The organism is Paenibacillus sp. FSL L8-0333 (assembly GCF_037965665.1).
GTDB lineage: Bacteria > Bacillota > Bacilli > Paenibacillales > Paenibacillaceae > Paenibacillus_AQ > Paenibacillus_AQ odorifer.
Map to the genome: position 1 here is coordinate 500,587 of NZ_CP150186.1, position 16,864 is coordinate 517,450.

Below are 16,864 nucleotides of genomic sequence, written 5' to 3' on the forward strand. Positions count from 1 at the left end.
GGCTCGCAGACACGGTCTTAGGACCGGTTTGACCTGCCATACGTAGGCTTTCCTCCGTTCTTTTTGTGTTACCCAAGGGTTGTCTGGTACGAAAAAACATGGGGGAGTGGAAGAGATGAAGAAAAAGATGAATAAAGGGCTTCTTGTAGGGTTTAGCTTGTTGCTGACGGCAGGGCTTACTGCTGCTTGCGGCAGCAATAACAATAACGGCAATAGTGCTAGTCCGGCAACAGACGCATCAGCAACAACCAATTCAGCGGAGGCCACAAATGCGGCTGAAGCAACAAAAACTCCATCTAAAGATCCAGTAGAACTACTGAACGTCTCATATGACCCTACTCGCGAATTGTACGAGAATTATAATAAAGCTTTTGCTGCCTATTGGGAGAAAGAAACAGGACAGAAGGTCACCATTAAACAATCCCACGGTGGATCAGGGAAACAAAGCCGTGCTGTGCTTGATGGTCTGGAAGCGGATGTTGTGACATTAGCACTTGGTTATGATATTGATGCCTTGCAGGAAAAGGGACTGATCAATGAGGGCTGGCAAAGTAAATTCGATCATAATAGCTCGCCTTACACCTCGACTATCGTGTTCCTTGTACGCAAAGGGAATCCGAAAGGAATCAAGGATTGGCCAGATCTGCTCAAAGAGGGCGTAGAGGTTATTACACCAAACCCGAAAACATCAGGTGGAGCACGCTGGAACTACTTGGCAGCTTGGGGCTACGCACTAGACCAGAACAATAATGATGAGGCTAAGGCTGAGGAATTTGTAAAAGAACTGTTCAAGCATGTGCCAGTGCTGGATACCGGCGCGCGTGGATCTACGACAACGTTTGTGGAGCGTGGAATTGGTGATGTGCTGATCGCATGGGAGAATGAAGCCTATTTATCTGTGGAAGAGCTGGGACCGGACAAATTTGATATCGTGAATCCTTCGGAGAGTATTTTGGCTGAACCGCCAGTAGCTATAGTAGATAAGGTTGTGGATAAAAGAGACACGCGTGAGGTATCCGAGGCGTACTTGAAGTACCTCTATAGTGAAGAGGGACAAAAAATCGCGGCTGAAAACTACTACCGTCCTACATTAGATAGCGTGAAAGAAGAATACAAAGATAAGTTCCCGGAAATCAAGCTGTTCACATTGGCTGACAAATTCGGAACCTGGAAAGAAACGCAAGAGAAGCATTTTAATGATGGCGGGATCTTTGACAAGATTTATGTGCCAGGTGCCAAATAACAGATGAATGAAACGCAGGATGTAATCATTGAGATTTGTCCCGGTAGGGGCTGATCGGCTAAAAGGCCGAAGGCGAGAAAGGATGAATAGGGGATGAATGTCACCACTACGGCTGCACCAGCAGCAACACGGCGCAAAATACTGCCCGGCTTCGGGCTGACGATGGGCTACAGTGTACTATACCTGAGTCTAGTGGTTCTACTGCCACTTTCGGCGCTGCTGTTCAATTCTACAGGTCTGAGCTGGGCGAAATTCTGGGATGTAGCTACGGACCCGCGGGTATTAGCCTCGTATCGTGTGAGCCTGTCGACAGCTGCTGCGGCCGCTTTTGTAGATGCAATTCTAGGACTTTTGCTGGCGTGGGTACTGGTACGTTATGAATTTCCGGGCAAAAGAATATTTGATGCGCTGATCGATCTCCCGTTTGCCTTGCCGACAGCTGTAGCCGGTGTCTCTTTGACGGCGCTCTATGCAGGCAATGGCTGGATTGGGTCTTGGCTTGAGCCGCTGGGATTAAAGGTGGCATTCACTCCGCTCGGGATTACCTTGGCTTTGATGTTCATCGGCATACCGTTCGTTGTCCGGACGGTGCAGCCGGTGCTGGAGGATTTGGACAGAGATATGGAGGAAGCTTCGGCAACCCTTGGCGCAGGCCGCTGGAGAACCTTTCGCTCAGTAGTACTGCCTGAGCTGTTCCCGCCACTGCTAACAGGTTTTGCTCTAGCTTTTGCCCGGGGCATCGGTGAATTCGGCTCCGTCGTATTCATCTCCGGTAACATGCCGATGAGGACGGAGATTGCTCCGCTGCTTATCATGTCTAAACTGGAGCAATATGATTATGCCGGAGCTACCGCCGTAGCCCTGCTATTGCTCTTCATTTCCTTCTTTATGCTGCTTGTTATTAACACACTTCAGCGCTGGGTTCGTAAGACTTCTCGTTGAGGGTAATCTCTGTGACAGCTGACATCCGATCATGTTCAAACTTACTCGGAGACAATTCGTATCTGTTGTCGATACTGCATACTCGAAGTATCTTGTCTTCGTAAAACCCTTAAAGGAGGAATAATTTTGGCCGGTACCGTCCCCCTCTACACCCCCCGGCTACAAAAGAATGCGTCCTCGTCCGCGACAACAGAAACCCCAATTGTAAAATGGGTGTTGATCGGAGCGGCTGGGCTAGTCCTTTTTTGGCTGATTGCTCTGCCATTAGTTGTTGTGTTAACCGAGGCGCTGAAGAAGGGCTGGGATGTATATATAGCTGCCCTGACTGATCCGGATGCCCGCTCAGCGCTGCGATTGACGCTGCTTGTTGCAGCGGTAACTGTGCCTCTGAATACCTTTTTTGGTGTAACAGCGGCGTGGGCTGTAACCAAGTTTCGTTTCCGCGGCAAAGGGTTTCTAATTACCTTGATTGATCTCCCTTTTGCAGTTTCGCCTGTCATCGGCGGTCTAATCTTTGTGCTCGTCTTCGGTGCTAACGGATGGTTTGGTCCTTGGCTAAGCGCACATGATATCAAGATTGTATTTGCGCTTCCGGGTATCGTGCTAGCCACGTTGTTTGTGACGTTTCCTTTTGTAGCGCGTGAGTTAATCCCGCTGATGGAGGATCAGGGTACACAGGAGGAAGAAGCCGCAATTACACTCGGAGCACATGGGTGGCAAATCTTTTTCAGAGTCACACTGCCTAATATTAAATGGGGATTACTATACGGCATTATTTTGTGTAATGCGCGGGCCATGGGTGAGTTTGGTGCGGTTTCTGTGGTGTCTGGGCACATACGTGGGGAGACGAATACGCTGCCGCTGCATGTTGAGATTTTGTACAACGAATATCAATTTTCAGCATCTTTTGCAGTAGCTTCTTTGCTCCTGTTATTGGCTTTGGTAACGATGATCATTAAAAGCTGGTTGTCACGAAAAAATGCCCATTGACATGACTTTTAGTTCCATGCTAAGTTAATTCATAGTATACTGGTTGGTAATAACGGAATTGAGGAAATAAGGAATTTAGGCGGATACAATCCTTTGGTGAGAAAGGGAGGCTAGAGAATGGCTAAACCGCTGAAAGTGGACGATTTATGGCTTACGCGGATTGCAGGACTTCTGGATGATATGGAATTTGGCTCATTGCATATTGTGGTGCATGAAGGTCAGATTGTTCAGATGGAGCGTACGGAACGCAAACGGTTTGAGAATAGCAGTGGCAACGCAAATGGACGTTATATTGGTGAAAACGGCAGCCGGCGGGCCGATTCTCAATCCGCGGGACGTTGATTCAATCTCTGGGCAATCATAAAGATATATCTCATCTTTTTGGATAAAAGATTATGGAGTTGTCACATAAGCCACGTAATGGCTGCTGGGGCAACTCCTTTTCTTTGTATGCTTGGATATTCTGGCACGTATGACGCATCCCATCGGACTCAGTTGACGCTAAACGCAGTATTATGCCACATTTGCCACGCTAACGGACCGCATAGCTGCTATTGGCATAAAAAACACCACATATGGACCTGATTCTAAGCAATAACGTCCCTGGAGTCCGAAACCACGCTCCAAAAGCTGAAAAGGCGCAAATAACGTCATCTGGGTCCGTAGGTCGCAAGGAATGATGAGTGTTGAAGCAGACCGCTCATGAGTAAGAACAAAGCAATATGTCATCTGGGTCCGTAGGTCGCAGGAATGATGAGTGTTGAAGCAGACCGCTCATGAGTAAGAACACAGTAATATGTCATCCGGGTCCGTAGGTCGCCGGGAATGATGAGTGTTGAAGCAGACCGCTTACCAGTAAGAACACAGCAATACGTCATCTGGGTCCATAGGTCGCCGGGAATGATCTGTCTTTTTACGACTTTTACAAATGATTCGGCCCGTGGGACAGCTACATATTTTGATGTTGCAGGTACGTTTGTTAATAACGAGGGGCTTGGCGTGAGGCGGATACGCCCTCCATTAACAGGATGAACGCAGTGATGGCATGCATAATCCAACCAACGATCGGAATAAAAGCTAAAATCGAGGTGATAATGCCCAGAACGTTACCCATGAATGGTTTATGCTCTCTCTGCAGCACAACAATGGCTACAGCGTGGAGCAAAAAGGCAATGGCCAAAGGGACCCAACCATTTGCAATGATAAAGAGTCCGCCGATCAACGGCAGAGCCAGAAAAGCTTCATAAAGGCATGTTCCCCATTTGAACAGCTTGGCTACAGGAGACATAATGCTTCACCCACCCTTTTATAAATATTGTTACAGATACTATTCCACACAGTCAGTAAAGGAATTCAAGAATATAAAACTTATCCCTCAGTTTCAAAAACATCCCTAGCAGTGAGCCTTGCCTGTGAACCATGCAGTCGTATATAGTGGGAACAGCAATGCTGAACGGAGGAGTGCGGGTGGAAACAACAAGAAAGCTTGATATACGCCATGAACAGCCTTCAGTGGAACAGTATTTGGCGCTGAGAAAAGAAGCTGGGCTGAGTGAAATGAGTGTGGAAGGTGCAGCGATCGGTTTGCCTCGTTCTATTTTTGCTGTAACCTTGTATGAGGAGAATAACCTAATCGGGATGGGGCGGGTGATTGGCGATGGGGGATGTTTTTTTCAGGTCACGGATATCGCGGTCAAGCCTTTACATCAAGGACAAGGTTTGGGAAAGCTGATCATGCGGGAAATCAGAGAATTCCTTAATACTGTACCAGACAAGGCGTATGTAAGTCTGATTGCAGATGGAGAAGCCTCGAAGCTCTACGCACAATATGGTTTTGAATCGGTTATGCCACGTTCTCAGGGAATGTTTTTGCGTCGCTAAGCTAAGGCGAATACATGCTGCTTTTTTTAGTAGAGAGTGCCCCTTGTATTGGTTAAGGGGTTTTTGGTCTGAAAGCGGGTTAGTAGGTGCGATCTGGTTTCGATTGGATCTCAGGGGATAAATAATGTTTAAAGGCTGTAAGGGAAAAGCTATTCAGATGAGCATCAAAAAAATAATTGAGCAGAAGGCTGCACGATAATGGCTTTGCTCGTAGAATGTGAGGAACAACAAGATGGATGTTGTAATATTGGGCGCTTCAGGAACGATTGGAAAGGCAATTGTACAGGAGGCATTAAAAAGAAAACACGAAGTAACAGCTGCGGTACGCAATCCAGAGTCAATAACTCTCGAACACGAGCGTTTACATGTAACAACGGTGGATATTCTTGATCCGGCTTCAGTAGCAGCTGCAGTCCGTGGCCATGAAGAGGTAATCAGTGCTTATGGACCAGGAGCGGGCCACGAGCAGGATCTGATTACGGCGGCAAAAGCGTTGGTGGAGGGTATGCAGACGGCAGGGTTAAATCGGCTGTTGGTTGTTGGAGGTGCAGGTAGCTTAAAGACTGAAACTGGAGAGCTGCTGATGAATACACCGGATTTTCCGGAAGAGTTTAAACCAGTTGCAGAGGCGCATGCGCAGGCTTATGAGATTTACAAAAATACAGAATTGGATTATACGTATCTCAGTCCTGCTGCGGTAGTTCATCCAGGTCGTCGTACAGGTCATTTCCGCATCGGATTGGACCGTCTTATTCTAGATGAGAATGGTGAAAGCAAGATTAGTGTGGAGGATTTCGCTGTAGCTATGGTGGACGAGCTGGAGGAAGGGAATTTTAGTCGGGCCAGATTTACTGTCGCTTACTGATATCAGACTTGCGCCGGACTTGCGCTCGGACTTGTACTTGGAATTGCGTGTGAAGCTTTGGAACGGTAGATAGCGGAAAGGGGCTAAATCATGTATCTGGTAACTGCTGAGCAAATGAGGCAGCTGGACAGCGAAACGATCCAGCAGCTGGGGATTCCAGCGATTGCGCTGATGGAGAATGCGGGAAGAGTTATCGCAGAGGAGATCATCGCGCTTTGCCGGGAGAGAGGCGGGGCAGGCTGCAGTAATGCAGCAGAAGGGAACGATGCCGGGCTAAAGGAGGCCGCGCTGGATGACCCAGGCAAGGCATTTAAGGTCAGCGCAGATCATGCGCTGACGCTTGCCTCTGCCGCAGCCGAGCGATGGTTCATCCTCGTCGGCAAAGGCAACAACGGCGGCGATGGCCTCGCCGCCGCACGGTACCTTCGCGAGACCGGCATCGCCGTCACGCTCGTCTATGCGGTGCCGCCGGAGTCGCTCTCCGGCGAGGCCGCCCTGCAGCGCGATGCGGCTGCAGCCATGGGCCTGCCTGCCGTAGTATACGGCAGGGATCGGCTGGACCTTGCCGAGTGCAGCGGCATCTTGGATGCGCTGCTCGGCACCGGCGGCGCGGGAGCCCCGCGCGGCGCCTATGCGGAGCTGATTGCCGCGGCGAACAGCAGCGGCAAGGTCATTGTGTCCGCGGACATCCCCAGTGGTCTGAACGCGGACACAGGAGAGATGCATGAGCCTTGCATTCATGCATCTGTGACGGTATGCCTCGCCTTTCTCAAGCGAGGCCTCCTGCAATACCCCGGTGCAGGCGCAGCGGGGCATGTCAAGGTACGGGCCATCGGCATTCCGACTGCTCTGGCTCTTAACAGCGGTGTGCAGGCACACCTGCTGACACCGGAAGTGCTGCATGCCCATCTGGGTGTCGATCTGGCCCGGCGGCGGTCGCCTGAAGGCCATAAGGGTACTTATGGGCATGTACTCCTTGCCGCCGGCACCCTACGGATGAGCGGTGCTGGACTACTCGCAGCCCGTGCTGCGCTACGCACGGGCTGCGGACTGGTGACGTGGGCGCTTCCTAAGAAGCTGTTACCTTCCGTCATCGGTGTTGTTCCTGAATTGATGCTGGCTGATGTAGGTGGCAGTGAAGAGGGAAACTGGGTGGCTGAGACCGTGTCAGAGCTACTGAAGTTAAGCGAAGAGCGAGATGTAATAGCTGTGGGTCCTGGTCTTGGACGGTTCCCGGGAGATACAGATTGGCTTCGCAGTCTTTGGGAAGGCAGTGATTGCCCGCTGGTTATCGATGCGGATGCCTTAAATATTCTGGCTGACTCCGATTATAAGAGTTGGGTGCGGCGTCATTCTGTAATTCTGACCCCTCACCCAGGTGAGATGGCTCGTCTAGCCAACCTAACTACGGCTGAGGTCCAGCGTGACCGGATCGGTCTGGCTATGGACTATGCCAAGGAGCATGGGGTTACACTTGTGTTAAAAGGAGCGCATACCGTGATAGCAACTCCTGAAGGGCAAGCTTATGTAAATACCACAGGCCATCCCGGCATGGGCACTGGTGGAGCCGGTGATGTGCTAACGGGCATGATTTCCAGCCTGCTGGCTCAGGGACTTCATGCTACGCAGGCAGCAGCTTTTGGGGTATACCTGCACGGATTAGCAGGAGAGAGAGCAGCCCGTCAGCGGAATAATCCGGCGGCTATCATTGCCGGAGATATCATTGAAGCGCTTTGAATACACCTAATAAGGTTTATGACAGCAGTAAACAGAGCAGTGGCAGAAACAGGGCGAATACTGGCAGCAACAGAGGGAATCTTTCCACACCAAGCTGGGTCACTCGAAGAATGAGCAGTCCCAGAATTCCACCCAGACCCCATAGCAGATACTCTGCACCTTGTTCCGCTGCCAGCCATAAACCTGCGCCGAAACCCGTGACGACGTATACAGCCAGAGGCAGGATTTGCGATTTCGAACGCAGAATATGCAGCAGTATATCCGCTACTAACGCCGCAGGCAATCCATAAGCATAAATGGCATAAGGAATCGATAGTGGCCAGCCTTCAGGGATTCCGTCGGATTGTGGAAATCCAAGCATAAGTAAGGTAACAAGGACGTAGGTTAACCCTGCGCAGGCTAATTTGGTTAATGCGTACATGCCACTGCTCAGGCGGACAGAAGAGATATCATAATCGTTTATCTTATTCATTTGATATACATTCCTCTCGTGGTGTAATGCATCAGCTGGTGACCATGTCTCCACCATTGACATGAATACATGTCCCGGTAACATACGAAGAATCCGGTCCCGCTAAATAAAGATAGGCTCCTGCTAACTCATATGGCTGTGCGGCACGTTTAAAGGGTGTATCCGTCCCAAATACACTAACCTCATCTGCGGAGTAGCTGGAGGGAATTAGTGGTGTCCATACGGGTCCGGGAGCTACACTATTGACACGAATGCCAGAGTCTACGAGTGATAAGGCTAAAGAGCGGGTAAAGGATACGATCGCACCTTTAGTTGAGGAATAATCTATAAGCTCTTTATTTCCTTGATAGGCAGTAATGGACGCAGTATTGATGATGGCTGCGCCTTTTTTTAGATGTGGAAGTGCGGCTTGCGTCAGGTAAAAGAATGGAAATATATTCGTCTGAAACGTTTGGTAGAGCTGTGCTTCCGTGATATCCAAAATACTTTTTTGTGGATACTGGACGCCATGATTGTTGACGAGGATGTCCAGCTTGCCAAAAGTGCGAAGGGTATGCTCCACAGCCTTGAAGCAGTTTTCCTTATGGCGTAAATCAACTTCGATCCGCAAACAACGTTGCCCTAATTCTTCAATTCGCCGCTGAGTGACCTCTGCATCTGAAGCTTCGTATAAATAAGCTATAGCGACATCTGCGCCTTCCTTTGCAAAAGCAATGGCCGCCGCTTTACCAATCCCGCTGTCGCCTCCGGTGATGAGTGCAATTTTTCCTTTCAGCTTTCCACTGCCGGCAATCTCCGGATCTTCACTGATGGGGCGAGGATTCATTAGACTCTCTAGACCTGGCTGACGGTCTTGGTGCTGCGGGGGAAAAGCAATAGGCTGTTCCTTACATATCGTTTGTTCCCCATAGTAGGGGTAGGTGGGATTCATTTTTACATACACTCCTCCTTGCCTTCTATCTTCCGTATATTTCTATGCATGCGCCTAGAAAAGCGTGCGCTGTTATCCAGTTATACCTGTGTTTATATCCTAGTCGGAGGGGCGTTTGTCCGAGATGAATGATTGGCGAAATATAGATTATTTGAATCACGGAACTCCAGTGCAAAAAGAGGTCTATGCCCTGTTAAGAAAATTAAATATTATGAGTTTGCTGGCCGACTATAACCCGGTGCTGGTTGGCACAGTGCCGCTTGGAATTCAGGTGAAGGGCAGCGACCTGGATATTATTTGTGAGGTTCATGATTCCGTAATGTTTACGGACATTGTTAGTCGATATTTCGGAACCATGGATGATTTTACTAGTGTATCGCGTGTGGTTGATGGGGTCCCTCGAACGAAAATTAACTTTATGGCCGGGGGCTGGCCTATAGAACTGTTTGGGCAGCCGCGACCCACAGCTCTGCAGAATGGTTACTTACATATGATCATTGAAGCGGAAATTCTAGCTCAGCTGGATAATGATTTTCGCCAGCAGATCATTACAATGAAAACAAACGGGTGGAAGACCGAACCTGCCTTCGCGCAAGTGCTGGGTTTGGAAGGTGACCCTTATGAAGCGCTGCTGATGCTGGAAAAGCTTCCGCGGAGTGCTCTTTATGCTTTTTGTCATTCTATACAAGCGAGGGGATAGACATGAATTATCGAGAGATGATTGCGGATGATTATGAAGCTGCCTACCAGCTATGGGAAAATACAGAGGGAATGGGACTCAGCGAAGCAGATTCGAGGCTGGAGGTTGCGCGTTATCTGGAGCGTAATGCTGGCTTCAGCCAGATCTGCGAGAATGAAGACGGCCGGATTGTAGGAACTGCATTGTGTGGACATGATGGGCGAAGAGGTTATATGTATCATGTGGCGGTTAGTAATGACTGCCGAGGCATGGGCATCGGGCGTGAGCTTGTAAAGCGTTGTCTCGGTAATTTACATGCAGCTGGTATTGCAAAATGCCATCTGATGGTTATAGGAACCAATGAACAAGGAAGAGGATTCTGGGAAGGGATAGGCTGGCAGTATAGAGGTGGAATTATGTTATACTCCCAGGATATCTTGTGATACATAAGATGCGAAATGAAGATACTATCTAAGTAAAATATCATTAGATTAGAAGTGGATATATCACAGCAAATGTAACGGTGAACTCCGACTGCCAGTGCAGTATACTATATATGAGTTTGATAATTGCCTATTTGCAGGCAGGAGGTCTTTTATGCGTTTTAAAGATGTGTTTTCAATTATTGGTCCGGCCATGGTCGGGCCTTCAAGCTCGCATACAGCCGGTGCAGCACGGATCGGAAGGGCTGCAAGGCAGGTGCTGGGTGAACTGCCGCGTGTGGCAGAAGTGACGTTTTTTGGTTCTTTTGCAGCTACTTATCAGGGACATGGTACAGACCGGGCTATTGTCGGAGGACTTATGGATTACGCTACCGATGATCATCGGTTACCCGACTCTCTGGAGTTGGCGGCTGAAGCTGGGATGGAAGTATCTTTTGAGCAAGGAACGGGATTGTTTCCTCATCCTAACACGGTTAAACTGCATCTTATCGGACAAGAGACAGGAAGTGAGCTGACTTTAACGGGGACATCCATTGGTGGTGGAAACATTGAGATCGTCGATGTGGATGGTTTTGGAGTAAAGCTTACGGGAATGTATCCGACGGTATTGATTCATCATATGGATTATTTAGGTGTTCTGGCGAGTGTTACAGAAGTGATGCGTAACGGACAATTTAATATAGGGCATATGTCTCTTGATCGGAAGAATCGCAGCGGTGCAGCCTTAACGGTACTGGAGCTGGATGAAGCTGCTACTCCTGAGCTTATTGAAGCGCTTAAAGCGCTCACTGCGGTGAAATCGGTGAAATTGGTTAATTTAAACGAAGGTAAGCAAGATGAGAAGGGGAAGGAAAGCTTAACATGAATTTTCAAACACTTAGCCAACTGGCTGTATTATGTGAGGAACGTGGCCTCACCATTGGAGCTCTTATGCTCGAAGAGCAAAGCGCGGAATCTGGACGTTCCAGTGAACAGGAATTTGCCACTATGCGTGAGTATTATGGGGTCATGAAAGAGGCTGTTCATCGTGGGATGCATGAAGATACCACTTCGCGCAGCGGCCTTACGGGAATGGATGCCCAGCGTGTAGGAGCCTATAACGCAGCAGATGAACCATGCCTAGGTGGACCCGCTGGTCAAGCAATGGCCTATGCTTTGGCTGTATCCGAGGTTAATGCCTCAATGGGCCGAATAATTGCTACACCTACCGCAGGTTCATGCGGAATTATTCCGGGTGTATTTCTCAGCTGTCAGGAACGGTTTGGCTGGGATGATGATTATATGGTTTCCGGTTTGTTCGCTGCGGGAGCAATCGGTTATGTCATTGCCAACAATTCGTTTGTATCTGGCGCAGAGGGTGGCTGTCAGGCCGAGGTCGGATCGGCCATCGGGATGGCGGCAGGAGCTTTAACCGAACTGCGTGGAGGGACGCCTGCACAAGCAGTGCATGCTGTTGGACTGGCGCTTAAGAACACATTAGGACTGATTTGCGATCCGGTGGGAGGACTTGTAGAGATTCCTTGTATCGTTAGAAACGGATTCGGTGCAGTGACCGCGCTCGCCGCCGCCGATATGGCACTGGCTGGTGTACGTAGCGTGATCCCTTCAGATGAAGTAATCAAGGTCATGCTTGAGGTAGGCTCAGCTATGCCAGAAAAACACCGCGAGACCGCAGGTGGCGGATTAGCACAGACACCTACCGGCCGCAAGATCATGCAGGATTTACGTAAAAAGAAATAATTTTAGAGCATTTTGAAACGTTCCAACTGTTCCCATAAGCCTTCCTTCCGAAGGATTTCTGCTTGTTTAGGTCCCATAAGGTCAAAGTGGGGGAATGGGGAACGATTATGAATATATTTAGCCGGCAGTCCATTTTCCTCACACCAATAGGTTAATCTGGTTAGGTCACTACAGCCTACCTTGGTGACAGTAGTCATGCCGGGAAAACGCGGGTCTAGCCAGTAATGGGTTAAGAAGGCGATTTCTCCTGCGGAGACTGCTTTTTTCCAGCGGGTTAATTCTTCTCTGTTGATGCCGAAGGCCATTACGTCTCCTCCTTATCTAGTATAGTTGACAACATTATAACCCATTGAAAGGGGATTACATCATGAACGGACAGGTAAGAGCCGATATTCGTCCTGGGCTTGAAGTGGATATTGTGCTTAAGCAGGATCAGCCGACGGGTAAGCTAACACATGGAACGGTGAAGGATATTCTCACCAACTCACCTCGACATCCGCATGGCATCAAGGTGCGTTTAACCAGTGGACAGGTAGGACGAGTTAAAAATATTGTTGCTAACTAATAATAAAATTCACCTTTAATTTAAAAAGCGCCCCTAATCAACTGAGATTGGGGCGTTTTTCTATTTTATCTGCTCATAAAATCCTCAACGGACTGATCGGCCTTGGTCTGATTACATAACGTACAAGCGCAAACGCAATTATCCGGAGTAGTATGACCACCTTTAGCACGGGGCAGCAGATGATCTATAGTGTCTCCATAGGAGCCACAGAAGTAGCAGGTATAGTTGTCTCTGGTCAATATATAAGCACGGAAATCCTTATTGCTGTATATCCTGCGGATGGTTCGGCGATTCACTACGATAGCGGCATGTTCTCTGACTAGAGTAACCGCAAGCTCGTAGTCAATTTCCTGATGCCAGCGCCGTCCTTTATCACTGTGGCCACGCATTAGAATTTTCCCTTTGGCAGAGGGAATCAATTGCGTTGGATCTTCGGGACTCAGTTTCGCGCCTTGAGAATGAGAATGTTTCCTTCGTTGTTCCAAGCCCCGTATGCGCTGATTTGGGTTGGATTGCGGTGAAGAAGCAACCGTGGAAGAAGGCTTTCCTTGTTTGGAGCGTTCTTTGACAGCCGAAGAAGGGGTTTCAATAGTAACAGGTTGTACTGGAATGGGACCTGCTGCAAGGGTCAGATCTATGTTTTGTCGTTGTTTGCGGCACTCCCGACAAGCACCACGGCGAGACTGGCCTTTGGAACGTTTGCCGGTACGTTTACGAAATTCAGAGAGCGGCTTCTGTTGCTGGCAATAGGTACATTGTTTGGTGGATAAAAGATGGGTATCGTTCATAGATATGTTAGGTTCAGCGCGTCTTTGCGCCCGTCCTGTCTCCTTGTTTTTTAGGATCCAATGTATTTTATTTATTAGATTCAGTCGGCAGGGTTAACATTTCGTTCTAATCTTAGTATAGCGTAAAATACAATCGTTCACATCGCACTCAAAAAAAGCTTAAATACGGCTTTTTGTGTGATATCTATCTTGGTGACGTTCAGGAAAAACATGTAAAATTGAAAAGAGCAGTAAGGAATGCTCTACTTTTTTAACATGGGAAGGGGTATTGAAATGGAACCAACCAAAAGAAGGCCGTTTACGGTAACATTGCTTTATATTCTTCATATATTTTTGGGGGTTGGAGCGTTAGCAGGAGGCGGGTCAATGGTCATAGATCCTAGTGGTGATCTGATACACATGCCCACATCTATGCTGGAAAGATCGCCATTTTCAGATTTTTTAATTCCGGGTATTTTGCTATTCATCGTATTTGGTATCCTGCCCTTGTTTGTGTTTTATGGGTTGATCAAGAGACCAGAATTGCGCTGGGTGAATACTTTGAATCCCTTTAAGAAATTATATAGCTTCTGGGCATTGTCCCTATATATCGGATTTGGGTTAATTATTTGGATTATGGTGCAGACGTATATGTTGAACAGTGTGGCAATCATACATCTGATCTATATGAGTCTAGGGCTTTTGATCCAAGTCTTTACGCTGCTTCCTTCCGTACAAAGTTACTTTTTGCTGGACGGCGGTACCGAAAGACGTTAAAATTGCAGTGAACAGAAGGTATCAGAAGGTATTTCATTAGTCTGGGCAAGGAGTGAACCGGATTGACAACTATATATGATATTGCCAAAAGAACCGGTTACTCTCCTACAACGGTATCCAAGGCGTTTAATAATTATTCCGATGTACGGGAGAAGACTCGCCAGGAAATTTTCCGGGTTGCCCAAGAAATGGGATATTTGCCGAATTCCCATGCCCGTACACTGACTACTAAGAAATCATGGACCATCGGTGTATTGTTTGTAGAGAATACGGGATTTGGTATTCGCCATCCCTTTTTTAGCGCTGTGATTGAGAGCTTTAAGAAGGTTGCTGTGGATAAGGGGTATGCCCTCATGTTTATTTCCAAGGATGTTGGAGGTAAACAAAGTGGTTATTTGGAGAATTGCCGAATTCGTGGTGTAGATGGTGTTGTCGTATTCTTGTCTGATTACGAGGACCCTTATTTCCGTGAGCTGCTAGAGAGTGATATTCCTACTGTGATTCTGGATTTTGAGACTACGCAGTCGCATACGGTATGTTCGGATAATACGGCTGGAGCTCAGCTTGCGATAGAGTATTTAGTTTCTTTGGGTCATCGCAAGATTGCTCATATTTCCGGAGGTATGAACACTTTCCCTGGTAAAACCCGGGAGTTAGGATATAAGAACGCTATGAAGCAGCAGGGGCTTGAAGTGCCGGAGTCCTATGTTGTGAATGGAGCTTTTTATTCTCGTGAAAGTGGTTATCAAGCGATGCTGGAGCTTCTTAAGCTGCCTGATCGGCCAACCGCTGTTTTTGCTTCGGGTGACATGTTAGCTTTAGGGGCTATTATGGCGGTAAAAGATAGTGGACTTTCCGTACCGCTACACATTTCAGTTGTGGGGTACGATGATATTGATCTAGCTGAGTATGTTACACCTGCATTGACAACCATTCGTCAGGATACGGAACTTTTAGGAAGCCGAGCAGCGGACATTCTTTTAGCATCGATTGAAGGGAAACAGTTGGATAAGGAAGCGGTTCTAGTTCCGGTAGAAGTGATCGAACGGGAATCCTGTGCGCCTCCGAGCGGAAATTAGGGCTGTATCAAATTCCATAAGTACAGAGAGCAGGCTGCTGCCCACAGGATAAATCTTGACGAAAAGAAAAGAGTCCTGATAAAGTAGAGGACATCATAGCTCGAATTCTTCCTATGTGGTATTTGCTACAGCTTATTCAGAGGAATGGGGCTATAATGGGTATATTGTTATGCCGCTTTTTTTCCTGCTCTTCGTTAGATCATTTTTTTTCGCAACAATCGAAACCGGTTTCGATTTTAAGTTTCGAATGAGCTGAAATCAAAGTTTACCGAAGGCTTCCTTGAATTTTCTCAAACGTTTCAGTGGCCCATCGCTCCGAACCCTAACATCGGATGGTGATCCAGTAAAGACAGTGCTTGTTGTTAGTAACAAAACAATTAGAGGAGATGGATGAAATGGCAAAAGTTCAAACTGTAGTAACTGCAAAAGATACAGGGGAACGCTTAACTCCGAAAGAGGCAATTGTTTTTAGCACAAGAGTAGATTCTGGATCTGCCGATGTAGAGCTTAAGCCAGAGCAGGAGTTCCAAAAGATGATAGGATTTGGCGGCGCTTTCACAGAAGCTGCGGCATATACGTTGTCACGGCTCAGTCCTGAGAAACGGGCAGAGGTTATTCATCGCTACTTTCATCCGGTAGAGGGATTAGGCTATAACATGGGTCGTGTTCATATTCATAGCTGTGATTTTGCGCTTGGAAATTATACTTATGTCGCTGATCATGATACGGAGCTGGCTACCTTTGATATCTCCCATGATCATAAGTGGGTGCTTCCGCTGATTAAGGATGCAATGCAGGTAAAAGGTGGACCGTTCACGATGTTGGCCTCTCCTTGGAGCCCTCCGGCATGGATGAAAACAAATGGTGAAATGAATAATGGAGGATCGCTCAAGCCAGAATACGCTGAAGTTTGGGCACGCTACTATACCAAATTTATTGAAGCTTATGGGAAGGAAGGCGTACCTATTTGGGCGGTTTCCGTGCAGAATGAGCCGGCTGCTGTTCAAGTCTGGGATTCTTGCATTTATAGTGCGGAAGAGGAACGCGATTTTGTTAAAAATCATCTCGGTCCAGTGATGCAGCAGGCAGGCCATTCCGATGTGAACATTGTTATCTGGGATCATAACCGCGATATTATGGTCGAACGTGCTTCGGTCGTGTTGTCTGATCCTGAAGCTGCACAATATGTGTGGGGTACAGGCATCCACTGGTATGGTGGTGAGGAGTTCGACAAGGTAGAGAAGGTACATGATCTATTTCCTGACAAACATCTATTGTTCACTGAGGGCTGTCAAGAGGGCGGCGTCAAGCTTGGCGAATGGTTTACAGGTGAACGTTACGGCAGAAATATGATTGGGGATCTCAATGCATGGACAGAAGGGTATCTGGACTGGAACCTGGTACTGGATGAGACCGGCGGGCCCAATCATGTAGGGAATCTCTGTGATGCTCCAATTATTGCAGATACAACAACAGACGAATTGCACTATAACAGCTCTTATTATTATATCGGGCATTTCAGTAAATTTATCGCGCCAGGTGCGGTACGGATTGGCTTTACTTCTGAAGCGGAAGGAATCCTATCCACAGCATTCCGTAATCCGGACGGCAGCCTTGCTGTCATATTGATGAATGAGAGCGAAGAAGCTCGCACGGTAACCTTGGGGCTTGGCGAAGAGATTGCCAACTGCGAGCTATCCCCTCATTCTATCGTAACGCATCTGATTTCATAAATAAGTAACAGTTTAGGAGG

20 protein-coding genes are annotated in these 16,864 nt (G+C 47.9%); 15 read left to right on the plus strand and 5 right to left on the minus strand.

The window, feature by feature from the left end; translation table 11 throughout:
- Positions 1-115: 115 nt before the first annotated feature.
- From NYE72_RS02215 to NYE72_RS02230, 4 genes are all read left to right on the plus strand, one after another.
- Entirely contained in the window at positions 116-1,243 is a 1,128-nt protein-coding gene (locus tag NYE72_RS02215) for a sulfate ABC transporter substrate-binding protein (RefSeq protein ID WP_339211218.1), read from the plus strand.
- Positions 1,244-1,336: 93 nt separating this feature from the next.
- On the plus strand, positions 1,337-2,185 hold the full coding sequence (gene cysT, locus NYE72_RS02220; RefSeq protein ID WP_339211220.1) for a sulfate ABC transporter permease subunit CysT: 849 nt from the start codon (positions 1,337-1,339) through the stop codon (positions 2,183-2,185).
- Positions 2,186-2,311: 126 nt separating this feature from the next.
- Positions 2,312-3,175 (plus strand): sulfate ABC transporter permease subunit CysW, encoded by an 864-nt coding sequence (gene cysW / locus NYE72_RS02225; protein WP_036682641.1) that lies wholly within the window; start codon positions 2,312-2,314, stop codon positions 3,173-3,175.
- A 117-nt stretch (positions 3,176-3,292) separates the two neighbouring features.
- Positions 3,293-3,517 (plus strand): YezD family protein, encoded by a 225-nt coding sequence (locus NYE72_RS02230; RefSeq protein ID WP_339211223.1) that lies wholly within the window; start codon positions 3,293-3,295, stop codon positions 3,515-3,517.
- 637 nt (positions 3,518-4,154) lie between these two features.
- On the opposite strand, the gene NYE72_RS02235 is transcribed toward NYE72_RS02230, so the two are convergent.
- Positions 4,155-4,463, minus strand: a complete 309-nt coding sequence (locus NYE72_RS02235; RefSeq protein ID WP_038568468.1) for a hypothetical protein — start codon at positions 4,461-4,463, stop codon at positions 4,155-4,157.
- A gap of 179 nt (positions 4,464-4,642) precedes the next feature.
- Here NYE72_RS02235 and NYE72_RS02240 point away from each other — a divergent pair, with 179 nt between their 5' ends.
- The 3 genes from NYE72_RS02240 to NYE72_RS02250 all read left to right on the plus strand — a co-directional run bounded on the left by NYE72_RS02240 (position 4,643) and on the right by NYE72_RS02250 (position 7,658).
- On the plus strand, positions 4,643-5,056 hold the full coding sequence (locus NYE72_RS02240) for a GNAT family N-acetyltransferase (protein ID WP_235219476.1): 414 nt from the start codon (positions 4,643-4,645) through the stop codon (positions 5,054-5,056).
- A gap of 232 nt (positions 5,057-5,288) precedes the next feature.
- Complete coding sequence (locus NYE72_RS02245) at positions 5,289-5,921, plus strand: NAD(P)-dependent oxidoreductase (RefSeq protein ID WP_076273102.1); 633 nt, start codon at positions 5,289-5,291, stop codon at positions 5,919-5,921.
- Positions 5,922-6,011: 90 nt separating this feature from the next.
- Positions 6,012-7,658: an NAD(P)H-hydrate dehydratase gene (locus NYE72_RS02250; RefSeq protein WP_339211225.1), complete on the plus strand. Its 1,647-nt coding sequence runs from the start codon at positions 6,012-6,014 to the stop codon at positions 7,656-7,658.
- A gap of 16 nt (positions 7,659-7,674) precedes the next feature.
- On the opposite strand, the gene NYE72_RS02255 is transcribed toward NYE72_RS02250, so the two are convergent.
- Together NYE72_RS02255 and NYE72_RS02260 are read right to left on the minus strand one after the other, a co-directional pair.
- On the minus strand, positions 7,675-8,130 hold the full coding sequence (locus tag NYE72_RS02255; protein WP_051491252.1) for a hypothetical protein: 456 nt from the start codon (positions 8,128-8,130) through the stop codon (positions 7,675-7,677).
- Positions 8,131-8,161: 31 nt separating this feature from the next.
- Positions 8,162-9,061 (minus strand): SDR family oxidoreductase, encoded by a 900-nt coding sequence (locus tag NYE72_RS02260; RefSeq protein ID WP_038568476.1) that lies wholly within the window; start codon positions 9,059-9,061, stop codon positions 8,162-8,164.
- 124 nt (positions 9,062-9,185) lie between these two features.
- On the opposite strand from NYE72_RS02260, the gene NYE72_RS02265 reads away from it, so the two are divergent.
- The 4 genes from NYE72_RS02265 (at position 9,186) to sdaAA (ending at position 11,923) form a co-directional block, all read left to right on the plus strand.
- A complete protein-coding gene (locus NYE72_RS02265) occupies positions 9,186-9,761 on the plus strand; it encodes a DUF4269 domain-containing protein (protein ID WP_038574055.1) in 576 nt (191 codons plus the stop codon).
- 2 nt (positions 9,762-9,763) lie between these two features.
- Entirely contained in the window at positions 9,764-10,183 is a 420-nt protein-coding gene (locus NYE72_RS02270) for a GNAT family N-acetyltransferase (protein WP_076103846.1), read from the plus strand.
- 154 nt (positions 10,184-10,337) lie between these two features.
- Positions 10,338-11,048, plus strand: a complete 711-nt coding sequence (gene sdaAB / locus NYE72_RS02275) for an L-serine ammonia-lyase, iron-sulfur-dependent subunit beta (RefSeq protein WP_339211228.1) — start codon at positions 10,338-10,340, stop codon at positions 11,046-11,048.
- Positions 11,045-11,923 (plus strand): L-serine ammonia-lyase, iron-sulfur-dependent, subunit alpha, encoded by an 879-nt coding sequence (sdaAA, locus tag NYE72_RS02280; protein ID WP_036682621.1) that lies wholly within the window; start codon positions 11,045-11,047, stop codon positions 11,921-11,923. The genes sdaAB and sdaAA overlap by 4 nt, the downstream gene beginning before the upstream one ends.
- 2 nt (positions 11,924-11,925) lie before the next feature.
- Here sdaAA and NYE72_RS02285 read toward each other — a convergent pair whose 3' ends face one another.
- The gene (locus tag NYE72_RS02285; RefSeq protein ID WP_036682619.1) at positions 11,926-12,228 is read right to left on the minus strand and encodes a hypothetical protein; all 303 of its coding nucleotides are present in this window, start codon (positions 12,226-12,228) and stop codon (positions 11,926-11,928) included.
- 62 nt (positions 12,229-12,290) lie between these two features.
- Here NYE72_RS02285 and NYE72_RS02290 point away from each other — a divergent pair, with 62 nt between their 5' ends.
- Complete coding sequence (locus NYE72_RS02290) at positions 12,291-12,488, plus strand: YwbE family protein (protein WP_036682616.1); 198 nt, start codon at positions 12,291-12,293, stop codon at positions 12,486-12,488.
- A 65-nt stretch (positions 12,489-12,553) separates the two neighbouring features.
- Here NYE72_RS02290 and NYE72_RS02295 read toward each other — a convergent pair whose 3' ends face one another.
- Positions 12,554-13,276: an HNH endonuclease signature motif containing protein gene (locus tag NYE72_RS02295; RefSeq protein ID WP_052096736.1), complete on the minus strand. Its 723-nt coding sequence runs from the start codon at positions 13,274-13,276 to the stop codon at positions 12,554-12,556.
- A gap of 366 nt (positions 13,277-13,642) precedes the next feature.
- Here NYE72_RS02295 and NYE72_RS02300 point away from each other — a divergent pair, with 366 nt between their 5' ends.
- From NYE72_RS02300 to NYE72_RS02310, 3 genes are all read left to right on the plus strand, one after another.
- On the plus strand, positions 13,643-14,032 hold the full coding sequence (locus tag NYE72_RS02300; RefSeq protein WP_235219475.1) for a hypothetical protein: 390 nt from the start codon (positions 13,643-13,645) through the stop codon (positions 14,030-14,032).
- A 62-nt stretch (positions 14,033-14,094) separates the two neighbouring features.
- Entirely contained in the window at positions 14,095-15,111 is a 1,017-nt protein-coding gene (locus NYE72_RS02305; protein ID WP_339211229.1) for a LacI family DNA-binding transcriptional regulator, read from the plus strand.
- Between the two features lie 395 nt (positions 15,112-15,506).
- The gene (locus NYE72_RS02310) at positions 15,507-16,844 is read left to right on the plus strand and encodes a glycoside hydrolase family 30 protein (protein WP_076101329.1); all 1,338 of its coding nucleotides are present in this window, start codon (positions 15,507-15,509) and stop codon (positions 16,842-16,844) included.
- Positions 16,845-16,864 lie beyond the last annotated feature (20 nt).